Source organism: Noviherbaspirillum sp. UKPF54 (assembly GCF_007874125.1).
GTDB lineage: Bacteria > Pseudomonadota > Gammaproteobacteria > Burkholderiales > Burkholderiaceae_D > Noviherbaspirillum.
Genome location: NZ_CP040128.1, coordinates 2202810 through 2224202, shown reverse-complemented (window position 1 = coordinate 2224202; position 21393 = coordinate 2202810). Strand labels below are relative to the sequence as shown.

At 59.5% G+C, this 21393-nt stretch carries 19 protein-coding genes; all 19 read left to right on the top strand.

Features of this window, described 5'->3' with window-relative positions:
- The first annotated feature begins 55 nt into the window (after positions 1-55).
- On the top strand, positions 56-1159 hold the full coding sequence (gene asd, locus FAY22_RS10280; protein ID WP_246860747.1) for an aspartate-semialdehyde dehydrogenase: 1104 nt from the start codon (positions 56-58) through the stop codon (positions 1157-1159).
- Positions 1160-1451: 292 nt separating this feature from the next.
- On the top strand, positions 1452-4319 hold the full coding sequence (locus FAY22_RS10275; protein WP_146330108.1) for a FimV/HubP family polar landmark protein: 2868 nt from the start codon (positions 1452-1454) through the stop codon (positions 4317-4319).
- A 79-nt stretch (positions 4320-4398) separates the two neighbouring features.
- Positions 4399-5220, top strand: a complete 822-nt coding sequence (gene truA, locus FAY22_RS10270; protein WP_146330107.1) for a tRNA pseudouridine(38-40) synthase TruA — start codon at positions 4399-4401, stop codon at positions 5218-5220.
- A 30-nt stretch (positions 5221-5250) separates the two neighbouring features.
- Positions 5251-5922, top strand: coding sequence for a phosphoribosylanthranilate isomerase (locus tag FAY22_RS10265; protein ID WP_146330106.1), 672 nt, complete (start codon positions 5251-5253; stop codon positions 5920-5922).
- Positions 5923-5934: 12 nt separating this feature from the next.
- Positions 5935-7203: a tryptophan synthase subunit beta gene (trpB, locus tag FAY22_RS10260; RefSeq protein WP_146330105.1), complete on the top strand. Its 1269-nt coding sequence runs from the start codon at positions 5935-5937 to the stop codon at positions 7201-7203.
- A gap of 94 nt (positions 7204-7297) precedes the next feature.
- Positions 7298-8095 (top strand): tryptophan synthase subunit alpha, encoded by a 798-nt coding sequence (trpA, locus tag FAY22_RS10255; protein ID WP_146330104.1) that lies wholly within the window; start codon positions 7298-7300, stop codon positions 8093-8095.
- A 96-nt stretch (positions 8096-8191) separates the two neighbouring features.
- Positions 8192-9064, top strand: coding sequence for an acetyl-CoA carboxylase, carboxyltransferase subunit beta (gene accD / locus FAY22_RS10250; protein ID WP_040040939.1), 873 nt, complete (start codon positions 8192-8194; stop codon positions 9062-9064).
- A 74-nt stretch (positions 9065-9138) separates the two neighbouring features.
- On the top strand, positions 9139-10452 hold the full coding sequence (gene folC / locus FAY22_RS10245; RefSeq protein ID WP_146330103.1) for a bifunctional tetrahydrofolate synthase/dihydrofolate synthase: 1314 nt from the start codon (positions 9139-9141) through the stop codon (positions 10450-10452).
- 52 nt (positions 10453-10504) lie between these two features.
- On the top strand, positions 10505-11446 hold the full coding sequence (locus FAY22_RS10240; RefSeq protein ID WP_146330102.1) for an SPOR domain-containing protein: 942 nt from the start codon (positions 10505-10507) through the stop codon (positions 11444-11446).
- A 15-nt stretch (positions 11447-11461) separates the two neighbouring features.
- The gene (locus tag FAY22_RS10235) at positions 11462-11950 is read left to right on the top strand and encodes a CvpA family protein (RefSeq protein WP_146330101.1); all 489 of its coding nucleotides are present in this window, start codon (positions 11462-11464) and stop codon (positions 11948-11950) included.
- Positions 11951-12007: 57 nt separating this feature from the next.
- The gene (gene purF, locus FAY22_RS10230; RefSeq protein WP_146330100.1) at positions 12008-13525 is read left to right on the top strand and encodes an amidophosphoribosyltransferase; all 1518 of its coding nucleotides are present in this window, start codon (positions 12008-12010) and stop codon (positions 13523-13525) included.
- A 232-nt stretch (positions 13526-13757) separates the two neighbouring features.
- Positions 13758-14999 carry a cystathionine gamma-synthase family protein gene (locus FAY22_RS10225; protein WP_146330099.1) on the top strand — a complete coding sequence of 414 codons (1242 nt, stop codon included), beginning with the start codon at positions 13758-13760 and terminating at the stop codon, positions 14997-14999.
- 110 nt (positions 15000-15109) lie between these two features.
- Positions 15110-16813 carry a GspE/PulE family protein gene (locus tag FAY22_RS10220; protein ID WP_146330098.1) on the top strand — a complete coding sequence of 568 codons (1704 nt, stop codon included), beginning with the start codon at positions 15110-15112 and terminating at the stop codon, positions 16811-16813.
- Positions 16814-16816: 3 nt separating this feature from the next.
- Entirely contained in the window at positions 16817-18049 is a 1233-nt protein-coding gene (locus FAY22_RS10215) for a type II secretion system F family protein (protein ID WP_146330097.1), read from the top strand.
- Between the two features lie 155 nt (positions 18050-18204).
- Entirely contained in the window at positions 18205-18615 is a 411-nt protein-coding gene (locus tag FAY22_RS22140; protein ID WP_210411933.1) for a type II secretion system protein, read from the top strand.
- 188 nt (positions 18616-18803) lie between these two features.
- A complete protein-coding gene (locus FAY22_RS10205) occupies positions 18804-19316 on the top strand; it encodes a Tfp pilus assembly protein FimT/FimU (RefSeq protein WP_146330096.1) in 513 nt (170 codons plus the stop codon).
- A gap of 4 nt (positions 19317-19320) precedes the next feature.
- Entirely contained in the window at positions 19321-19701 is a 381-nt protein-coding gene (locus FAY22_RS10200) for a type II secretion system protein (RefSeq protein WP_168204818.1), read from the top strand.
- Positions 19702-19712: 11 nt separating this feature from the next.
- Positions 19713-20219: a prepilin-type N-terminal cleavage/methylation domain-containing protein gene (locus FAY22_RS10195; protein ID WP_168204817.1), complete on the top strand. Its 507-nt coding sequence runs from the start codon at positions 19713-19715 to the stop codon at positions 20217-20219.
- 2 nt (positions 20220-20221) lie between these two features.
- Positions 20222-21229, top strand: a complete 1008-nt coding sequence (locus tag FAY22_RS10190; protein WP_146330093.1) for a hypothetical protein — start codon at positions 20222-20224, stop codon at positions 21227-21229.
- The last annotated feature ends 164 nt before the right edge of the window (positions 21230-21393 follow it).

Sequence of the window (21393 nt, the reverse complement as noted above, 5' to 3'; positions counted from 1 at the left end):
GAATGTACTGAGGGAGAAAATCGTGAAGTTAGTCGGTCTGGTGGGTTGGCGCGGTATGGTGGGCTCGGTCCTGATGCAGCGCATGCAGGAAGAGGGCGATTTCGCTCATATCGAGCCGGTGTTTTTTTCGACGTCCAACGCAGGCGGCAAGGCGCCGGCAATGGCGAAAAACGAAACCGCGCTGAAAGACGCCAACAATATTGATGAGCTCAAGAAGTGCGACATCATCATTACCTGCCAGGGCGGCGACTACACCACCGAGATTTTCCCGCAGTTGCGCGCGGCCGGGTGGAACGGTTACTGGATCGACGCGGCCTCCACGCTGCGCATGAAGGATGACGCCATCATCGTGCTCGACCCGGTCAACCTGAACGTGATCAAGGATGCGCTCTCGCGCGGCGTGAAGAATTATGTCGGCGGCAACTGCACCGTGTCGTGCATGCTGATGGGCCTGGGCGGCCTGTTCCAGCACGACCTGGTCGAGTGGATGACTTCGATGACCTACCAGGCGGCTTCCGGCGGCGGCGCGCAGCACATGCGCGAACTGCTGACCCAGTTTGGCTCGATCAACGCCGAGGTCAAGGCGCTGCTGGACGATCCGGCATCCGCGATCCTGGAAATCGACCGCAAGGTGCTGGCCAAGCAGCATGCGCTGACTGCCGACGAAACCAAGAACTTCGGCGTGCCGCTCGGCGGCAACCTGATTCCGTGGATTGACAAGGATCTCGGCAACGGCGTGTCGCGCGAAGAGTGGAAAGCTGGCGCAGAAACCAACAAGATCCTTGGCCGCGGCGAGGCGTTCGGCCCGGCGGCGAAGTCGGCCGTTCCGGTCGACGGCCTGTGCGTGCGCATCGGCGCGATGCGCTGCCATTCTCAGGCGCTCACCATCAAGCTGAAGAAGGATGTGCCGCTCGACGAGATCGAAGGCATCATCGCCGCCACAAACCAGTGGGCGAAAGTCGTGCCGAACACGCGCGAAGCGTCGATGAAGGACCTGACGCCGGCCGCTGTCACCGGCAGCCTGACGATCCCGGTCGGCCGTCTGCGCAAGATGCAGATGGGCGGCGAGTATCTGTCGGCATTCACGGTCGGCGACCAGTTGCTGTGGGGCGCGGCCGAACCGTTGCGCCGCATGTTGCGCATCGTGCTCGACGCCTGATCGGAAGCTGGTAAAAGCAAAGCGCTGGGGCCTGCCGGCAGTCGGTTCGATAGAACCGACTGCCGGCAGGCCCCAGTTTCGTTGTCAGCGCGCAACATTGACTTTGTGTGATTTTCCCGTCCAGTCCTATGTCTAACAAGGCACCGCGCCATGCGCAACTTAGCAAGTTGGTTACACTTGCACGCCTAAGTCCATGATGATATGGTGAAAGTTCCCCGAAAGAATGATAAATTGGCGCGGTAATTGTGCCTCCACCAGATACGCAAACGGAATGCCTCCTATGCCATCAAACATGCATTCAACCACACGCCAGAAGTTCGGTACGCTCAATTTGAAGACCATCAGCGCCGCAGTTGCTTCGGCACTGCTGTTCTCCAATGCGTATGCCGCTGGCCTGGGCAAGCTGACGGTCTTGTCGTCGCTTGGTCAGCCTTTGCGCGCCGAAATTGAGCTCAGCTCGGTGGCCAAGGAAGAGGCCGGGGCGCTGGTCGCCAAACTGGCATCTCCGGAAGCTTTCCGGCAGGCCGGGGTGGACTTTAATTCCGCCTTGTCGTCATTGCGCTTTTCCGTGGATCAGCGTGGCGGGCGTCAATTCATCTATGTCACGTCGACCCAGCCTTTGAACGAGCCGTTCGTCGACATGTTGCTGGAACTGGGCGGTCCGAATGGACGCCTGGTGCGCGAGTACACCTTCCTTCTCGACCCGCCCGACATGCGCACCGCGCAGGCGGCACAGGTGGCGCCTGCGCCGCGCGCCGAACAGGCTCGCGCCAATGCGCCGCAACCGGCCGTCGAGCCTGCGCCGGTCGCGGCCGCCGAAAAACCGGCGACGCCCAAGCAGCCGGTAGTCAAGGCGGCCAAGCCGGCGCCGCGGGAGAGCAGGGAAGCGGGCTTGTCCGAATACCAGGTCAAGAACGGGGATACGCTGGCAAAGATCGCGAGTCAGTACAAGACCGGCGGCTTGTCGCTCGACCAGATGCTGGTCGCGCTATATCAGGCCAACCCCGATGCTTTCGTCGGCAATAACATGAATCGCCTCAAGGCCGGGCAAATCCTGACCGTGCCGAGTGCCGGCGAGGCGCAGGGCATCGGCAAGTCCGAAGCACACGGCATCGTGGTGGCGCAATCGGCGGATTTCCATAACTACCGCAGCAAGCTGGCGGGGCAGGTCGCCACCGCGGCGCCGCAGAAATCCGGGGAAACCCGGCAAAGCGCCAGCGGCAAGATTACCGCCAAGGTCGAAGAAAAACCGACGCCCGCCAGCGAGTCGAAGGACAAATTGAAGCTGTCGAATTCGGCAGCGGCTCCAGGCGCTGACAAGGCAGCCGGTGCCGCCTCGGCTGAAGACAAGATTGCCAAGGAAAAGGCTGCCGCCGAAGCCAGCGCCCGTATCAAGGAGCTCGAGAAGAATGTAACCGACCTGCAGAAAGTCCTGGAGGTCAAGAACAAGAGCCTGGCGGAGCAGCAGAAGCAGGCCGAGGCGGCAAAGGGCGAAGCTAAGCCTGCCGCGCCGGCCGCATCCGCTCCGACGGCTGCGACGCCGAACCTCGGCAAACAGGAGCAACCCAAGGCGGAGACGCCGGCAGCGCCTGCACCTGCCGCATCGGCTCCCGAAGCATCGACCCCGGCCGCATCCGTACCTGCGGCCTCTGCGCCCGCTGCAAGCAGCGCGCCCGTGGCGAAAAAGCCGAAGCCCGTTGTTCCGCCGCCTCCGCCGGCGCCGGAACCGAGCTTCTTCGATGGGCTGCTCGATAATCCGCTGGTGCTGCCGGGTCTGGGCGCATTGCTCGTGGCCCTGGGCGGCCTCGGCATTTACAGCGCGCGCCGCAGGAAGAGCAAGCAGTTCGAGGACAGCATCATCACCGATTCGAGCCTGAAGGCCAATTCGCTGTTCGGCTCGACCGGTGGCCAGAGCGTCGATACCAACAACAGCGTCTTCAATTCCAGCTTTGCGCCGTCGGCCAGGCAGCTCGATACCAACGAAGTCGACCCGGTGGCCGAGGCCGACGTGTATATCGCTTACGGCCGCGATGCGCAGGCCGAAGAGATCCTGAAGGAGGCGCTGCGCACGCAGCCGGAGCGTCATTCGGTGCGCGTCAAGCTGCTGGAAATTTACTCGAACCGCAAGGATTTGCGCGCATTCGAGGTGCTGGCGACCGAGCTGTACGGCCTGACCAAGGGCGAAGGCGACGAGTGGGCGCAAGCCGCATCCATGGGCGCTGCGATCGACCCGAACAATCCGCTGTACGCTGGCGGCAAGGAGGCGACGGAAGCTGCCCCGGCGCCGGCCGTTGGCATGATCGCCCCAACACAGCCGCTGAAAGATCAGGGCTTAGCCACGCTGCTGGCGAGCACCCAGCCAGACGTGCCGGCGGAGGATATCAGCTCGCTCGAAACGGACACGTCCTACTTCAACAACAGCGCGCTGGAAACGGACGCGCCGCTTGAATTGCCGCAGGAGACGCCGCTACCGGAGCAGCCGGCGACTAAGGCGGAGTCGAACGACCTTGACTTTGATCTGGACGGCATGGACCTGGCGAAAGTCCCGAACACGATTCCGCATCCGGCACCGGCTGAACCGCCGGCTGACTTGGCATCGATCGATTTCGACTTCCTTGATGAGCCGGCCAAGCCGGTGGAAGCAGCGGCGGGGCAATCCGAGCCGGAACCTCTGGCCGACCTGCAGCTGGACCCGATCCCGTCGATCGCCGATCTCGAATTCCAGTCGCAGGAGGAAACTTCTGCCAAGGATGCGCCGCTGGAGTTGCCTGCGGAAGAGCTTGCACCGGCGGATTTCAGCATTCCGGAATTGCCGGAAGTTCCTGAGGTCCCAACTGCTGAGGAAGCGAAGGCGGAACCGGCGTCTTCCGCGGAATCCGAGCCGCTGGACTTCGATTTGTCTGGGATTAACCTTGACCTGAACCCGGGCGCATCGAATGCGGTGCCCGAGCCTTCATTGGAGTCGCTCGACGAACTGCCGTCGCTGGATCTGAACACGACATCGGTTGACGCCGAGATGGCGACCAAGCTGGATCTGGCGATGGCTTACCGCGAGATTGGCGACAAGGAAGGCGCGCGCGAACTGCTGGACGAGGTCATGAAAGGCGGCTCGCCGGAGCAAAGCGAAAAGGCGAAGTCGCTGTTGCTGGAACTCGCATAATCCTGGCAGCCAACCATCAACGGGCGCGACGCGATGCGGGCGCCCGTTTTGTTTTTGACGAATTCATAGCGGAGCCGACTTGAAACGTATTGTGCTCGGCGTCCAGTACGACGGAACGCCATGGCGCGGCTGGCAGACCCAGCCGGGCGGAGGAACCGTGCAGGACACGCTGCAAGACGCGCTCAGGAAGTTCACCCTGACCGACATCGTCACGACCTGCGCCGGGCGCACCGATGCCGGCGTGCATGCGCTGGAGCAGGTGGTGCATTTCGATACCGGGCTCGATCGCGAACTGTTTTCCTGGGTGCGCGGGGTCAACGCATTCCTGCCGCCTTCCATCGCGGTGCGCTGGTCCTGCGAAGTGCCGTCGACGGCGCCGGACGATTTCCACGCACGTTTTTCCGCGGTCGCGCGTACCTACCATTACGTGATCTACAACCATCCGGTGCGCTCACCCCTGCTGGCGGGCAAGGCCGGATGGGTGTTCCGGCCGTTGCAGGTCGAACCGATGCGGGAAGCGGCGCGGCACTTGCTGGGCATGCATGATTTTTCGTCATTCCGCGCGGCCGAATGCCAGGCTAAGTCGCCGGTCAAGACCATGCACGATATCCGCATTGAACGTCAGGGCGATATTCTTGTCGTCACATTGTGCGCCAACGCATTTTTGCATCACATGGTGCGCAATATCGTCGGTTCGCTGATCGTGATCGGCAACGGCAATCAGCCTCCTTCGTGGATGAAAGAGATACTCGAATGCCGCGACCGCAGCCGTGCGGCCCCGACCTTCATGCCGGACGGCTTGTATCTGGCGCGGATCGATTACGATGCAAAATGGGCGCTGCCGCACGATGCCGTCAACCCGTTGCCGTGGGCTCCCGCCACGCTCCCGGCGCATGCCTGAGTTGCTGCAAATTCAATTTGAGCTACCTTGATGAATTCCCGTACCCGAATCAAGATTTGCGGCTTGAGCCGTGTTGAAGACGTGCAAACGGCGGTCACGTCCGGAGCCGATGCGATCGGCCTGGTGTTTTATGAAAAAAGCCCGCGCTACGTGACGCCGGAGGTGGCAGCCGAATTGATCGCGTCTGTTCCGCCCTATGTCGCGGCTGTCGGCTTGTTCGTGAATGCCAGACCGGAGGACGTGCAGCAAATCGTTGCGCGAGCTCCGGTCTCCCAGTTGCAGTTTCACGGCGATGAAACGGTTGAACAATGTTGTGAAATAGCCAAGCTCGTGAATCGGCCGTTTACCCGCGCGCTTCGAGTATCTGCCGATATGTCGGGCGCCGATTTGCTAAAATACGAGCAAAGTTATCGTGCCGCCAGCACCTTGTTTAGCGGTTTGCTGCTTGATGCTTTCGTGGATGGTTATGGCGGCGGTGGAAAGGTTTTCGATTGGTCCCTCATTCCAAAAGAGCTCGCGCCTCGGGTCGTTTTGAGTGGTGGCTTGAGCGTGCAAAACGTCACTGACGCCATGCGTCGCGTGCGCCCTTACGCGGTCGACGTCAGCAGCGGCGTCGAACAGGCCAAGGGTGTCAAGGATCCGGCAAGGATCACAGCCTTCATCCGCGCGGTACGCCAGGCGGATGCATCACTGGATGAATAGAAGAGAACGACCATGAAAGAATTGAACCCGCTCGAACACTACGCCGAGCGCCAATCCGTGCAGCACACGGCGATTCAGCAGGCCGCACGCTACAACCTGCCGGATTCAAGAGGGCATTTCGGCCCTTACGGCGGCAGCTTCGTTTCCGAAACCCTGACCCACGCTTTGACACAGCTGAAGGAGGGGTATGCGCACTTTCGCAACGATCCGGAGTTCCTGGCTGAATTCGACAACGAGCTGAAGCATTTCGTCGGCCGCCCCAGCCCGATCTATCACGCCAGGCGCTGGTCGGAAATGATGGGTGGCGCGCAAATCTACTTCAAGCGCGAAGACCTCAACCATACCGGTGCGCATAAGATCAACAACGTGATCGGCCAGGCCTTGCTCGCCAAGCGCATGGGCAAGCCACGCGTGATCGCCGAAACCGGCGCCGGCCAGCATGGCGTGGCGACTGCCACCATCTGCGCGCGCTTCGGCCTGGAATGCGTGGTCTACATGGGCGCCGAAGACGTCAAACGCCAGGTGCAGAACGTGTACCGCATGGAGCTGTTGGGCGCCAAGGTCGTGCCGGTCGAGTCCGGTTCCAAGACCCTGAAGGACGCGTTGAACGAAGCGATGCGCGACTGGGTCACCAATGTCGAAAACACTTTCTACATCATCGGCACGGTGGCCGGCCCGCACCCGTATCCGATGATGGTGCGCGATTTCCAGTCGGTGATCGGCAAGGAGTGTCTGGTGCAGATGCCGGAAATGGCCGGGCGCCAGCCGGATTACGTGGTGGCCTGCATCGGCGGCGGCTCGAATGCGATGGGTATCTTCTATCCTTATATCGATTACAAGGATGTGCAGCTGGTCGGCGTCGAGGCTGCAGGTGAGGGGCTGGAAACCGGCAGGCATTCCGCTTCGCTGATCGCCGGCTCGCCGGGTGTCTTGCACGGCAACCGCACCTACCTGCTGCAGAACGAGGACGGACAGATCATCGAAACGCATTCGGTGTCGGCTGGCCTCGATTACCCGGGCGTCGGTCCGGAGCATGCCTACCTCAAGGATTCCGGTCGGGCGCAATACGTGTCGATCACGGACGATGAAGCGATCGAGGCATTCCACAATTGCTGCCGCATCGAGGGCATCATCCCGGCCTTGGAATCCAGTCACGCGCTGGCCTATGCCGCCAAGTTCGCGGCGACTCTGCCGAAAGACAGGATCGTCCTGGCGAATCTGTCCGGCCGCGGCGACAAGGATATGCACACCGTCGCCGAACGTATGAAGAAAAAGTTCTAGGTCCCGTCGGCCACATCCACCACGTTTAAAAGCAGGTGTCGTTCCGGCGCAGGCCGGAGCGGCGCAACGAAAGCGAATCCAAGGCAAACCGCCCATGTCCAGAATTCAATCCACCTTGTCTGCCCTGGCAGAGAAAAACAAAAAAGGCCTGATCCCGTTCATTACCGCCGGTGACCCCGCTCCCGAGCTGACCGTGCCGTTGATGCATGCGCTGGTTGCCGGCGGTGCTGACATCATCGAGCTCGGCGTGCCATTCTCGGACCCGATGGCGGACGGTCCGGTCATCCAGCGCGCATCGGAAAGGGCCCTGGCCAACGGCGTCGGCATGCGCCACGTGCTCCAGTTCGTGCGCGAATTCCGCGGCACGAACCAGACTACGCCGGTGGTGCTGATGGGGTACGCCAATCCGATCGAGCACATGGGCGCGGATGCCTTCATCGACGCCGCCAAACAGGCGGGTGTCGACGGCGTGCTCGTGGTGGACTATCCGCCGGAAGAGTGTGAAGAATTCGCCGCGCGCATGAAGGAAAACGGATTGGACCCGATTTTTCTCTTGGCTCCAACCTCGACCGACGAGCGCATCGAGCAGGTCGGGAAAATCGCCAGCGGCTATGTCTATTACGTGTCCCTGAAAGGAGTGACCGGTTCGGGGCATCTGGACTTGGATGCCGTGGCGCAGAAAGTCCCTGCAATTAAGAAACATGTACGCGTGCCGGTCGGCGTCGGCTTCGGCATTCGCGATGCGGCAACGGCCAAGGCGATCGGATCGTTGTCCGACGCGGTAGTGATCGGCAGTCGCATCATTCAGGAGTTGGAAAATACGCCGCGCGAACAAGCGGCGGAAGCGGTACGGGTGTTCATTTCCGGAATCCGCAAGGCGCTGGACGAATAATTGATTAATATGAAGCTGCGCCGTCGCAAGGTGTTATTGGCGTACGGCAAGGCGAGCTGTACAATGCGGCAACCAAAAAAGTGAGAAGAGGTCACGATGAGCTGGCTTGAAAAACTGCTTCCCCCGCGCATCCAGCGTTCCGAGTCGGCGCAGCGCAAATCCGTGCCGGAAGGACTCTGGGTCAAATGCCCGTCCTGCGAGGCAGTGCTGTACCGTACCGACCTGGAGTCCAATCTCCATGTCTGCCCGAAATGCGATCATCACATGCGTATCCGTGCGCGCGAGCGCCTGGACGCGCTGCTGGACGCCGGCGGGCGCTACGAGATCGGCCAGGAAGTGCTGCCGGTCGACTCGCTGAAATTCAAGGACAGCAAGAAATATCCGGATCGTCTGAAGGATGCGCTGGAAGGCACCGGCGAAACCGATGCGATGGTGGTCATGGGCGGCGCGATCATGACGCTGCCGGTCGTGGTGGCCTGCTTCGAATATGAATTCATCGGCGGTTCGATGGGCTCGGTGGTGGGTGAGCGCTTCGTGCGCGGCGCGCAGGCCGCACTGGAGCAGAAAGTGCCGTTCATTTGTGTCACGGCCACCGGCGGCGCGCGCATGCAGGAGGGCTTGCTGTCGCTGATGCAGATGGCGAAAACCACCGCGATGCTGACCAAGCTGTCCGAGAAAAAGCTGCCGTTCATCTCGGTGCTGACCGACCCGACCATGGGCGGCGTTTCCGCTTCCTTCGCTTTCATGGGCGATGTCGTGATCGCGGAGCCGAAGGCGCTGATCGGCTTTGCCGGCCCGCGCGTAATCGAGAACACGGTCCGCGAGAAACTGCCGGAAGGGTTCCAGCGCGCGGAATTCCTGGTGCAGAAAGGCGCCGTCGACATGATCGTCGACCGCCGCAAGATGCGCGAGGAAATCGCCCGTCTGCTCGCGTTGTTACAGAACCAGCCGGCCGAAGTGCTGGCCTGATTCTCCCGCCATGCAGACATGGCCCGGACTGACCCAGGTCCGGGCTTTTTAGTTTTCAGCGTAGGTTTTCAGTCATGCAGAATCTCCCCACCACCCTGGCCGGCTGGCTTTCCGCCCTCGAAACGATGCATCCGAAAGCCATTGACATGGGACTCGATCGCGTCAGGCAGGTCAAGGACCGGCTAGGCATCCGCTTCGAGTGTCCTGTCTTCACCGTGGGCGGCACCAATGGCAAGGGGTCGACCTGCGCGATGCTGGAATCGATCCTGATGCAGGCCGGCTACCGCGTCGGCCTCTACACCTCGCCGCACCTGATCGACTTCAACGAGCGCGCGCGCGTGAACGGAGAAATTGCCTCCGACGCGGCGCTGATGGAGCAGTTCACAGCAGTCGAGGCTGCACGCGGCGACATATCGCTGACCTATTTCGAATTCACCACGCTTGCCATCCTGCGCCTGTTCGCCCAGGCGCAGCTGGATGCAGTGATCCTGGAGGTCGGCCTCGGCGGCCGGCTGGATGCGGTCAACGTGATCGACCCCGATGTCGCCATCGTGACCAGCGTCGACATCGATCACACCGAATATCTGGGTGACACGCGCGAACAGATTGGCTTTGAAAAGGCGGGCATCTTCCGCGCTGGCAAAGCGGCGATCTGCGGCGATCCGGTGCCGCCCCAGTCGCTGATCGACCATGCCGCCGCCATCGGTGCCGACCTGTGGCTGTTCGGGCGCGACTACAACTACTCCGGCGACAAGCAGCAATGGAATTTCGGCGGGCGCTCGCAGCGCCGCAACTCGCTCGGCTATCCCAGCCTGCGCGGGGCCAACCAGTTGCTCAACGCGTCCGCCGCATTGGCCGCGCTGGAGGCATTGCGCAACCGCCTGCCGGTCGGCGCGCAGGAAGTGCGCAATGGCCTGGTGATGGTCGAACTGCCGGGGCGCTTCCAGGTGCTGCCGGGCCGACCGAGCGTGATTCTCGACGTGGCGCACAATCCGCATGCGGCCGCCACGCTGGCGCAGAACCTCGACAACATGGGATTTCACCGCTATACCTACGCGGTGTTCGGTGCCATGCACGACAAGGATATCGACGGCGTGATCGCGCAGCTGAAAGACCGTGTGGATCACTGGTGCGTCACCGACCTGCCGCTGCCTCGCGCGGCCAGCGCCGAGCAGCTCAGGCAGCGTTTGCTCGACGCAGGCGTCGCTCCGAGCACTGCCCCTGGTGCAGAAAAGACAATCGAGACCTTCTCTTCGCCGGCCGCCGCGTTTGCGAACGCTCGGAGCAGGGCGGGCGAGAATGATAGAATTGCGGTTTTCGGGTCCTTCCTGACCGTCGCAGGCGTGATGGAATTCAGGCGATCCGAGGGGCGGTCGGGAAAAGCGTAACGGTTTTTCACGGCGGCTTTTGAATCTCATTGGTGGATACTATTTTTATCGCATGAGCTTGTTCTCGTTCCTTCGCAAAAACAAGCAAGAGTCAGCCTCCGACGACAGCACCTTTTATTCGCGTGCCGAGGAAGAGTCGAACCAGATCCGCGGTCGCGGCAAGCGCCGTCAGGGCAATACCAACAAGCGTTCCGAACAGGCCGATCCGGTTTTGCCGGAAAAGAAACGCGCGCGCCGCCGCCTGGTTGGCGCGATTGCATTGGTGCTGGCTGCCGTGATCGGTTTGCCAATGATTCTTGATTCCGAGCCGAAGCCGGTCGCGGACGATATCGCGATCCAGATTCCCTCCAAGGACAAGGCCATGCCGGCGCGTCAGGTGGCCGATCACCCGGCTGCGGTTGAAAAAGTCGCCGCATCGGCATCGCTCGACCCAAAGGAGGAGGAATTGATCGATCCTCCTTCCACGGATGCGCCATCCCGGGACAAGTCCGGCGTGGATGAGCCCGCCGTCAAGCCCGCTATCACAAACATGGCCGCGCTTGAGACCGTGCCCCCCCAGGCGAAGGATGCTCCGGCCAAGCAGGCGGAGACCACCAAGGTCAAGCCGGCTGACAAGCCGCACGCGATGCCGCTGCCAGTGGCCAAGGCGGATGTCAAAACTGAAAGCAAACCGGCCGAGAAGCTTGAGAAGAAGCCCGACGAAGCGGCGCGTGTGCAAGCTCTGCTGGAAGGAAAACCCGATCCCAAGGCGGCAGAAAAAAAATCTGGAAAATTCGTAATCCAGGTGGCGGCACTTGCGACCAAGGACAAGGTCGATGAACTGCAAACCAAGTTGAAAGGCGCCGGCATCAAGTCGTACACGCAAAAGGTGGCAACCTCGTCGGGCGACCGCATTCGCATTCGGGTCGGCCCGTTCGCCAGCAAGGAAGAAGCGGACAAGATGCGTGCCAAGATGGTGAAGCTGGGATTGAGCGGTACTGTCGTGCCGGCTTGATAAGCGCTGATTACTGTGACGATTTTCGACTACCTGGTGCTGTTCGTGCTGATCTGTTCGGTCGTCATCAGCGTCTTGCGCGGGCTGGTCAAGGAGATGTTGTCGCTGCTGGGCTGGATCGTGTCGTTCGTGGTGGCGAATGCGTACGGAGAAGACCTCGCGAAGTTGTTGCCGGATGTTATTCCCGGTGCGGTAACGCGGCTGATCGTCGCGTTCATCGTGTTGTTTATCGGCGTACGATTGCTGATGAAACTGCTGACCATGGCCATCGAGGCCGCGATTAAGGCGAGCGGACTGACGCTGGCCGATCGTGGCCTTGGAGGCTTGTTCGGCTTGGCGCGAGGCTTGGTGATCGTGCTGGCCGCGGTTCTGTTATGCGGCATGACGGCGATCCCGCGACAGCCGTTCTGGAAAGGCGCGGTGCTAAGCCCGCTGGCGGAAACCGCCGCGCGCACCGTCAAGCCATTCCTGCCGGGTGATTTCGCCCGGTATGTTCAGTTTTAGCCATGGCCGCAACCGGCCTGTGCACAGGTTTTTTGAGTTTTCGTTGAGGAGTCCACCATGTGTGGCATAGTTGGCGTTGTTTCCCATGGCCCCGTCAATCAGCTGATCTACGATGCGCTGCTGCTGTTGCAGCACCGTGGACAGGATGCGGCGGGCATTGCTACCAACCACGGCAATATGTTTTCCATGCACAAGGCGAACGGCCTGGTGCGCGACGTATTCCGTACCCGTAACATGCGTTCGCTGCCGGGCAATGCCGGTATCGGCCAGGTGCGCTATCCGACCGCCGGCTCGGACAGCGAAGCGGAGGCGCAGCCGTTCTACGTCAATGCGCCTTTCGGCATCATCCTCGCCCACAACGGCAATCTGACCAACTGGGAACAGCTCAAGAGCGAGATGTTCAAGAATGACCGCCGGCACATCAATACCGATTCGGATTCGGAAGTGCTGCTCAATGTGCTGGCGCACGAAATCCAGCAGGCCACTACCGGCTACTCGCTCGATCCGTCGGCGTTGTTCAAGGCGGTCTCGGTGCTGCACAAGCGCGTGCGCGGCTCCTACGCCGTGGTGGCGCAGATCGCCGGCTACGGCCTGCTCGCGTTCCGCGATCCGTATGGCATTCGTCCGCTGTGCATCGGCTTCAATGAAACCGATGCCGGGCCGGAATATATGCTGGCCAGCGAATCGGTCGCGCTGGAAGGCTTGGGCTTCCGCTTCCTGCGCGACGTGGTGCCGGGAGAAGCGATCTTCATCGACCTCGACGGCAATCTTCACAACCAGCAGTGCGCCGACAATCCGGTCCTGAGTCCGTGCGCCTTCGAATACGTCTATCTGGCACGCCCCGACTCCGTGATCGACGGCGCCTCCGTGTACGCGACGCGCCTGAAAATGGGCGAGTACCTGGCCGAGAAGATCCGCCGCCAGCTCTCCACCGGAGACATCGACGTGGTGATGCCGATCCCCGATTCCTCGCGCCCGGCCGCGATGGAACTGGCGCTGAAGCTGAACCTGGAATACCGCGAAGGCCTCATCAAGAACCGTTACATCGGCCGCACCTTCATCATGCCGGGCCAGGCCCAGCGCAGGAAGTCGGTGCGCCAGAAGCTCAACGCGATCAGCAGCGAATTCAAGGGCAAGAGCGTGCTGCTGGTGGACGACTCCATCGTGCGCGGCACCACCAGCCGCGAGATTGTGCAGATGGCACGCGATGCCGGCGCCAAGCGCGTGATTTTCGCCTCGGCGGCGCCGCCGGTAAAATTCCCGAACGTGTACGGCATCGACATGCCGACTCGTAACGAGCTGATTGCATATGGCCGCAGCGAAGAGGAAGTGTGCCGCGAGATCACCGCCGATGCGCTGGTCTACCAGGATATCGACGCGCTCAAGCGTTCGATCTCGGACGTCAATCCCTTGCTCAAGAACTTCGAGGCATCGTGCTTCGACGGCGTCTATGTGACCGGCGATATTTCGCGCGACTATCTCGACCGCATCGAGCATGTACGCAACAACCCGAAGCCGGTCAGCGAAGATGCGGTGCGCTCGCAGTTGAATCTGAATCTGGCGCGGGCCGACTGATCGCCTGCGGCTGCCCTATCCAAGCCCGTTGCCCGTGAAGGCGCGGGCTTTTTCATTGGTGGATCGCGGAGCTTGAATCTTTTGTATTTCCCGCGTTTTGCGCTACGATAGGAATTGCGCCGATTTGCATCTGCTTGCGGGCGCCAGGGTGCAGTCCCACAATAAATGCCGCTAAAAGGGAAACAAATTCATCAACCCGTTTAGCGCAAGCTGAACGGGTTTTTTATTTATCATGACTGACTCAAAGAAATACGGTTTCACCACCACCATCCTGCACAGCGACCGGCAAAAGCCGATCGAACATGGTTCCCTGCACAAGCCCATCCACACCTCGGTCACCTTCGGCTATCGCGATGCGCGCGAACTGGCCGCCGTTTTCCAGGGCAAGCAGCCCGGCTACCGCTACGGACGCCAGGGCAACCCGACCGTGTCAGCGCTGGAAGACAAAGTCACCAAGATGGAGCAGGGACTGGCGACCATCTGCTTTTCCACCGGGATGGCGGCGATCGGCTCCCTGGTGCAGGGCTTGTTGCGCGAGGGAGACCACGTGGTGTCTTCCTCCTTCTTGTTCGGTAATACCAACAGCCTGTGGCAGACGGCGAATGCGCAAGGCATCGATGTCTCGATGGTCGATGCGACCGACGTGAAAAACGTCGAAGCCGCATTGACGCCGGCCACGCGCCTGGTCTTCGTCGAAACCATCGCCAATCCGCGCACCCAGGTGGCGGATCTGAAGCGCATCGGCCAGCTTTGCCGCGACCGCGGCATCCTTTATGTGGTCGACAACACGATGACTTCGCCCTATCTGTTCCGTCCCAGGATGGTCGGCGCCAGCCTGGTGGTCAATGCGCTGACCAAGTCGATTGGCGGTCACGGCGATGCGCTGGGCGGCAGCCTGACCGATACCGGCTTGTACGACTGGACCAAGTTCCCGAATATCTACGACAGCTATAAGCGGTACGCGTCGCCGCAATGGGGCATGGCGCAAATCCGTGCCAAAAGCCTGCGCGATTTCGGTGGCACGTTGGGGCCGGAAGCCGCGCATCACATCGCGGTGGGAGCCGAAACCATGGCGCTGCGCATGGAGCGCGAGTGTTCCAACGCGCTGGCGCTGGCGCAGATGCTGGAAGCCGATGAGCGCGTGGCTGCCGTTCACTATCCCGGTTTGCCGTCGCATCCGCAGCATAAGATCGCCAAGGAATTGTTCGGCGCATTCGGCAGCCTGTTCAGTTTCGAGCTGAAAGACAATATCGATTGCTTCGACTATCTCAACCGCCTGAAACTCGCGATTCCTGCGAGTAATCTCGGCGATACCCGTACGCTGGTCATTCCGGTAGCACACACCATTTTCTACGAGATGGGGCCCGAGCGCCGTGCCAGCATGGGGATTGCCGAATCGCTTATCCGCGTTTCCGTGGGCATCGAGGATACGGCGGATTTGCTGGCTGATTTTCAGCAAGCGCTGGATGTGTAAAAGCGCCACGGAAGTATTGCTGCACGGAAATTTCTCAATAAAAACAATTCACTAGAGAAAGTGGTTGTGGCTACAATACGCGTGTGATTGATCCTCAGTAAGGAGCGCGTATGGCCCGGCCCGAGAAGGTGCGCCTCGGTGAAATTTTGGTGCAGCAAAATCTGCTTACCGAAGAGCAACTTCAGTTTTGCCTCGTCGAGCACAAAAAGTCGGGCCGCCGCTTGGGGCAGGTATTCGTCGAGAACGGGTTTGTCTCCGAAGATGATATCTGCCGGGCGGTCGCCAGGCAGCTCAACATCCCTTACATCAATCTCAAGACCTACAGCCTGAACCCGAGCGTCGTACGCCTGCTTAATGAAATGCGCGCGCGGCGTTTCCGGGCGATCGTCATGGAGGATCGCGGCGATTCCTTCCTGGTCGGCATGGCGGACCCCACCGACCTGTTTGCCTACGACGAGATTTCTCGCCTGCTGAAGCGCAGTATCGACCTCGCGGTGGTCAGCGAAGACGCGCTGATCCAGGCGATCAGCCGGATTTACCGCAAGACCGAGGAAATCACCGACGCCGCGCGCGAGTTGGGGCAGGAAATCAGCGACAACGCGGTCGACTTCGGCATCGTGGCGATGACGGCCAGCGTCGAGGAAGCGCCGGTCGTCAAGCTGCTGCAAACCATCTTCGAAGACGCGGCACAGGTCGGCGCTTCCGACATCCACATCGAACCCCAAGAAACCAGCCTGCAGATCCGCTTCCGTATCGACGGCGTGCTCAACCTGCAGGCCGAAGCCGATATCAAGATCGCCGCGCCGCTGGCCTTGCGCCTGAAGATCATGTCCAACCTGGACATCTCGGAAAAGCGCCTGCCGCAGGACGGGCGCTTCACCATGAAAATGCGGCAGCAGCAGATCGACGTGCGTCTGTCCACCATGCCGACGCTGTTTGGCGAATCGGTCGTTATGCGTCTGCTGGGGCAGGGACGCGGCGCGGTCAGGCTGGACACGATCGGCATGCCCAAGCCGATGCTGGAAAAATTCCGCTCCTTCCTCGGGCGTCCGAACGGCCTGGTGCTGGTCACCGGTCCGACCGGCAGCGGCAAGACGACGACCTTGTACGGCGCGCTGGCCGAACTGAACAGCACGGAACGCAAACTGATCACGGTTGAGGATCCGGTTGAATACCGGCTGCCCGGCATTAACCAGGTGCAGATCAACGAAAAGATAGATCTCACTTTCGCCCGCGTGCTGCGCGCCGCGTTGCGTCAAGACCCGGACGTGGTGCTGGTGGGCGAGATGCGTGATCAGGAAACCGCGCAGATCGGCCTGCGCGCCGCAATGACTGGCCACCTCGTGTTCTCGACCCTGCATACCAACGATGCGGTCAGCACGCCGATCCGCCTGCTCGACATGGGCGTGCCGTCGTACATGATGGCGTCCGCGCTGCAGGCGGTCATCGCGCAGCGTCTGGTGCGCGTGATCTGCGACGTGTGCACGCAGCCCTACCAGCCGACGCCGGGCGAGCGCGCTTGGCTGCGTGCCGAGCTGGGAGACAAGGTCGAAGAGCACAAGTATCACCATGGGCGCGGCTGTTCCCACTGCAACGGCAGCGGTTACAGGGGCCGCACCGGTGTCTATGAAATGCTCGAAATGACGGAATCGCTGGCCGAAGCCGCCAACAAGCAGGATCCCGGCTACTTCATCAAGGCCGCCGAAGAGCAGATGGCGGGTGAAACCCTGCGCCGCCATGCCGTGCGGCTGGTCCTCTCCGGGAAAACCACCATTTCCGAAGCCATGGTCATCAGCAACCAGTTCGTGGATTAATCGATGCCGTTCTTTAACTACAAGGCGCGCAATGCCCGCGGCGAATTGCTGCAAGGCGTGCTGGAAGGCGCCGACAGCAATGCCGTCGCCACCTATCTGCTCAATATCGGCACCACGCCGGTGGAAATCGTCCTGACCAAGAAGAAGGACTTGAGCGAGAAGGGGAGCTGGCTCGAACGCCTGACCGCGGAAAAGATCACCGACCTGGATGTGCAGCTGTTCAGTCGCCAGATATACACGCTGCTCAAGGCTGGCGTGCCGATCATGCGCGGCCTGGCGGGATTGCAGGAATCGGCGATCAACAAGTCGTTCGCCCGCGTGCTCAAGGAATTGCGCGAGGCGCTCGACACTGGGCGGGAACTGTCCGCTGCCATGCGCGCATTTCCGACTGTGTTTTCGTCGTACTACGTCAGCATGGTGCAGGTCGGGGAAATGACGGGACGGCTGACCGAAATCTTCCCGCGTTTGCACGACTTCCTGCAGTTCGAGCGCAGCATGCGCGAGCAGATTACGGCGGCGTTGCGGTATCCGAAATTCGTGCTGCTGGCGATGGTGAGCGCGATTTCCGTGATCAATGTGTTCGTCATACCGTCTTTTGCCAAAGTGTTTATGCGGGCGCAAATAGAACTGCCCTTGATGACACGCCTGCTGTTGGCTTCATCGCATTTCACGATCACTTACTGGCCGGTTGTCGTAGGAGGAATTGCCGCCGCTGCGCTTCTGGTTCGGCAATTCGTGAATACTGCAAATGGCCGATACCGTTGGGATCGGGCGAAGTTGCGAATTCCAATCGCGGGTTCAATCATCATGAAGGGCACGATGGCACGTTTCGCACGTAGCTTTGCCCTTGCATACAAGAGCGGCATACCGGCGGCACAGGCACTGAGTTTGGTCGCGAAGACCGTCGATAACGCGTACGTCGCCAGCAACATCGAGCAGATGCGTGACGGTGTCGAGCGAGGCGAAACCATTTTCAGGACGGCTTCGACAACCCGGGTCTTTACTCCCATGGTCTTGCAGATGATCGGCGTCGGCGAGGAGACCGGCGAGATTGACAAGCTGATGGATGAAATAGCCGAAATGTACGAGCGCGAGGTGGAGTACGAACTGAAAACACTCGCGGCACGCATCGAGCCCATCATGATTGTCGGCATGGGCATCTTAGTTCTGATCCTGGCGCTCGGTGTGTTCATGCCGATGTGGGATTTGGGGCAAGTCAGCTTGCACAAGAAATGACAGTAGGTGTTGCGAAATTGCAGAATTTTTGATGTGTCCGCTCTACACAGTGCTTGGGTTTCCGAAGGGACATGCTAAGATAAATTCAGTTACACATTTGTTACGTTTATGCCATTGATATTGTAAAAACTAGTTTCATTTCAAGGAGAAAAAGTATGAAAAAACTGCGCCCCGTTCAGAAAAAACAATCGGGTTTTACCCTGGTCGAATTGATCGTCGTGATCGTGATTCTCGGTATTCTGGCGGCAGTTGCGATTCCCAAGCTGAGCGATAGTCAGACTGGTGCGCGTGACGCTGTACAGCAAGCGACACTTGGGGCCCTTAAGTCGGCTTGGACAATTGCTTATACCAAGAATAAGGGCGTGGCTCCTTCCTTGAAGGAAGTCGCTGATCAGATGTCTGATCCTAAGTGCGGGACAGTAGCTGATCCGACAGCTGCGGCTGCGGCTACCGATACTAAAATTGCATGCGTGGGTGTGATGAAAACGACTGGCTCTGGATTCGCTGAATTTGGTGGTTCGGCTAGTCCGGCGGCTCCATCCGACATTAGTATTGTCACGCCATAATACGAACATAACCAAGTTAATGGGCTTGCATTGGGTGGGATGTCTAGTGCCTTCTACCCAATGATCAATTTTTTCGGGCGAAAGACGCCTAGCATTTTGGTCGCACTGATTCTATGTCGATTTGACTTGCATCCGATTGGGAGGTGAGTCGTTGTCGATATCGGTGTGCCTCAAGTTAAGGCAGCAAGATGCCACGGACCAGCATCTATCGCGAGGGATTCACGCTTATCGAGATGATCGTTGTCATGTCGATTATCAGCATTCTCGCTGCAACGATGGTAGTGCAAATGAGTGCGACGAGTGCGCGTGCTGCAATTAATCAGGCCGACCAACTGCGCCGCAATTTGTCTCATATCCAAATGCTCGCGCTCGGGTGGGGCGTCACGCTGCGACTGTCGACGGCGGCAGACGGCAAGAGTTACTCGGTGACCTGCCGTGGCACTAATGCAAATACTCCGTGCACCACCATAGGTACAGTGCCGGCTGATCCTGCTACCGGTCAGAGTTTCACGGTCATTCTGACCGATAACGTATTGATCGCGCCGACTAGCAATACAGTCGATTTCGATAGCCTTGGGCGCCCAACGTCAGGCGGTGCCCTCATTGCTACTAATCCCGTACGTACTTATACATTAACTGGTAATGGAGCCAGTGCCACGGTCACCCTGCAGCCGGTTACCGGTTTTGCGGAAGCGAGTTAGGGGTATGCGCCGCGTCGATGGCTTTACGTTGCTCGAACTTTTGGCGGTGATCGTCATCGTCAGCGTTGGTCTCGCTGGGCTTGCCAAAATGTTTGGTAACACCAGTATGGCGCTTGTCCTTGGAGAAGGCACGCAGCTAACAGCACAATACGCGCAGGAGTGCGCAGAGTACGTGCTCGGTGTGCGAAAGGATCTTGGTTTCGCCAGCATTACTGAGAATACCTGTGATTCATTGCCGGCCCTGCCGGCCGGGTATTCGCGTTCGCTGAGCTTGGCGGCGAATACTACCGGAACCTGTCCATCCAGTTCTACATGCGCCAATGTCGCAGTTACAGTGAGTCGAGGAACTGCCTCGACGACGATAACGGTAATGCTGGTTCAGTGATGAGATCAGTGTTGAAGAAACCGGCTGGTTTCACCCTGCTTGAGATGGCAGTCGTGATTGCCATCATAGGCATTCTCGTAGCATCAGTAACGCCTATTGCAGTTTCGTGGATCGGGGCATACAGCGCGACTCTGAATGCGGCTGTCACGCTGGATAAGCTTCGGTATTCTGTCGAGCGAATCGAACGTGAGTTACGCGACGTAAAAAGCATCGGCGGGGGCTATCAATTCGGGACGTTGGGCGCCACCATGACAACGTTTACACAAAATTCGACCGGCAGAACTGTGACAATTGCCCAGAGCGGCAATACCGTGACGCTCAGTTACAGCGATGTCAGCGGCGTTACTCCGGTGCTCACCAATCAAGTCAGTTCTCTCGGCTTTAGATATTTGCAGCAGGATGGAAGCAATCAAACTGTCGATCCGACCTTGGTCCGCTATGTCGAGATTTCCCTGACGCTGACGCAGGGGGGGCAAAGTTATAGCGAACGCACGCGTGTGAGATTAAGGAATCTTTAGCCATGGTGCAGGGTTCGATTATCCATCGTCGGCAAAGGCAATATGGCGCTGCAAGCGTGGCAATTGCTTTTCTTGTGCTTTTCCTGATCGCCGGTGCGCTGGCTACTGCCTTTGGTTTATCCGGATCGGTAGTGCGCGATGCGACCATGAGCGCACAACAAGCACAGGCGCTATTTCTGGCGGAAAGCGGACTTGCGCGGGCACTCAAGCGTTACGGTAACGGCACGTTGTGCGGCAGTCTTGGTCCGGATGGGCCGTATAGTCTGGGACAGGGGAATTTCACTGTCGTTAGCGGTGGTGCTACCGATTTTTCCGGCGCGGCTCTCCCTGCGGCGCAATGCCGTGTCCAAGTTAAAGGGATAGTATCGGGCGTTTCGCGCACCATTGAAGGGATCATGCAGCGAAGTACCAATGGCTTCCCACCCCAGGCGAATGTGAATTTTAACCAGCCGGTCGGCACATGTGTATATCCCGGCTGCATGCCGACTAACTGGAATTTCAGTCAAGCGGGATGGCTCGACACCGGCGGTCCTGACTCCTCGCGCGCAGCGTACATTGCCAAGTCAGCCAGTGGCTCGGGGATCGACGTATCCGCCGGGGGCTACAGTTTTTATCCGCCGATTACCCGTGTCGGTCCGAAAACCCTGAAGATTGATGTTGACTATAAAAACAGTGTCGTAGGGGGCTCAAAGAAGATACATGTAAATTTCTGGCTGTATCAGCAGGCGCCGGGCACGGGGGTATGGTCGACTGTGGCCAATGGTACCGCTATTGATAGTGGCAATACTTCAGGGTGGCTAAGAACTGGGACGCCAGGAGGTGAAGCGTCGGCCACGATTAATTTACCCGCCGGAACATTTCGTATCGACCGAATAGACTTCAAATTGACTGCTGATTCCGGTAATAACTACAGCTCTGTGATCGACAATATATCGATAGACGGCGAGGACACGGGTCTTACAACGGAGGAAAAGGCAGTTCTTCTCTCTTGGCGGGAGGTTGTTCAGTGAATGCAATGACACGTTCGTAGAACAACGCAACAGATTGCCCAGGCATTTCCTAAACTCGTTGACATCGCATTCTGATTCACTTAACTTCAGGTAACATTTTGTTACGCAATATTTATGCGCCTGTTCCAAAAATTAAAGAAGGTCGACGGTTGGCGGGCCATTAG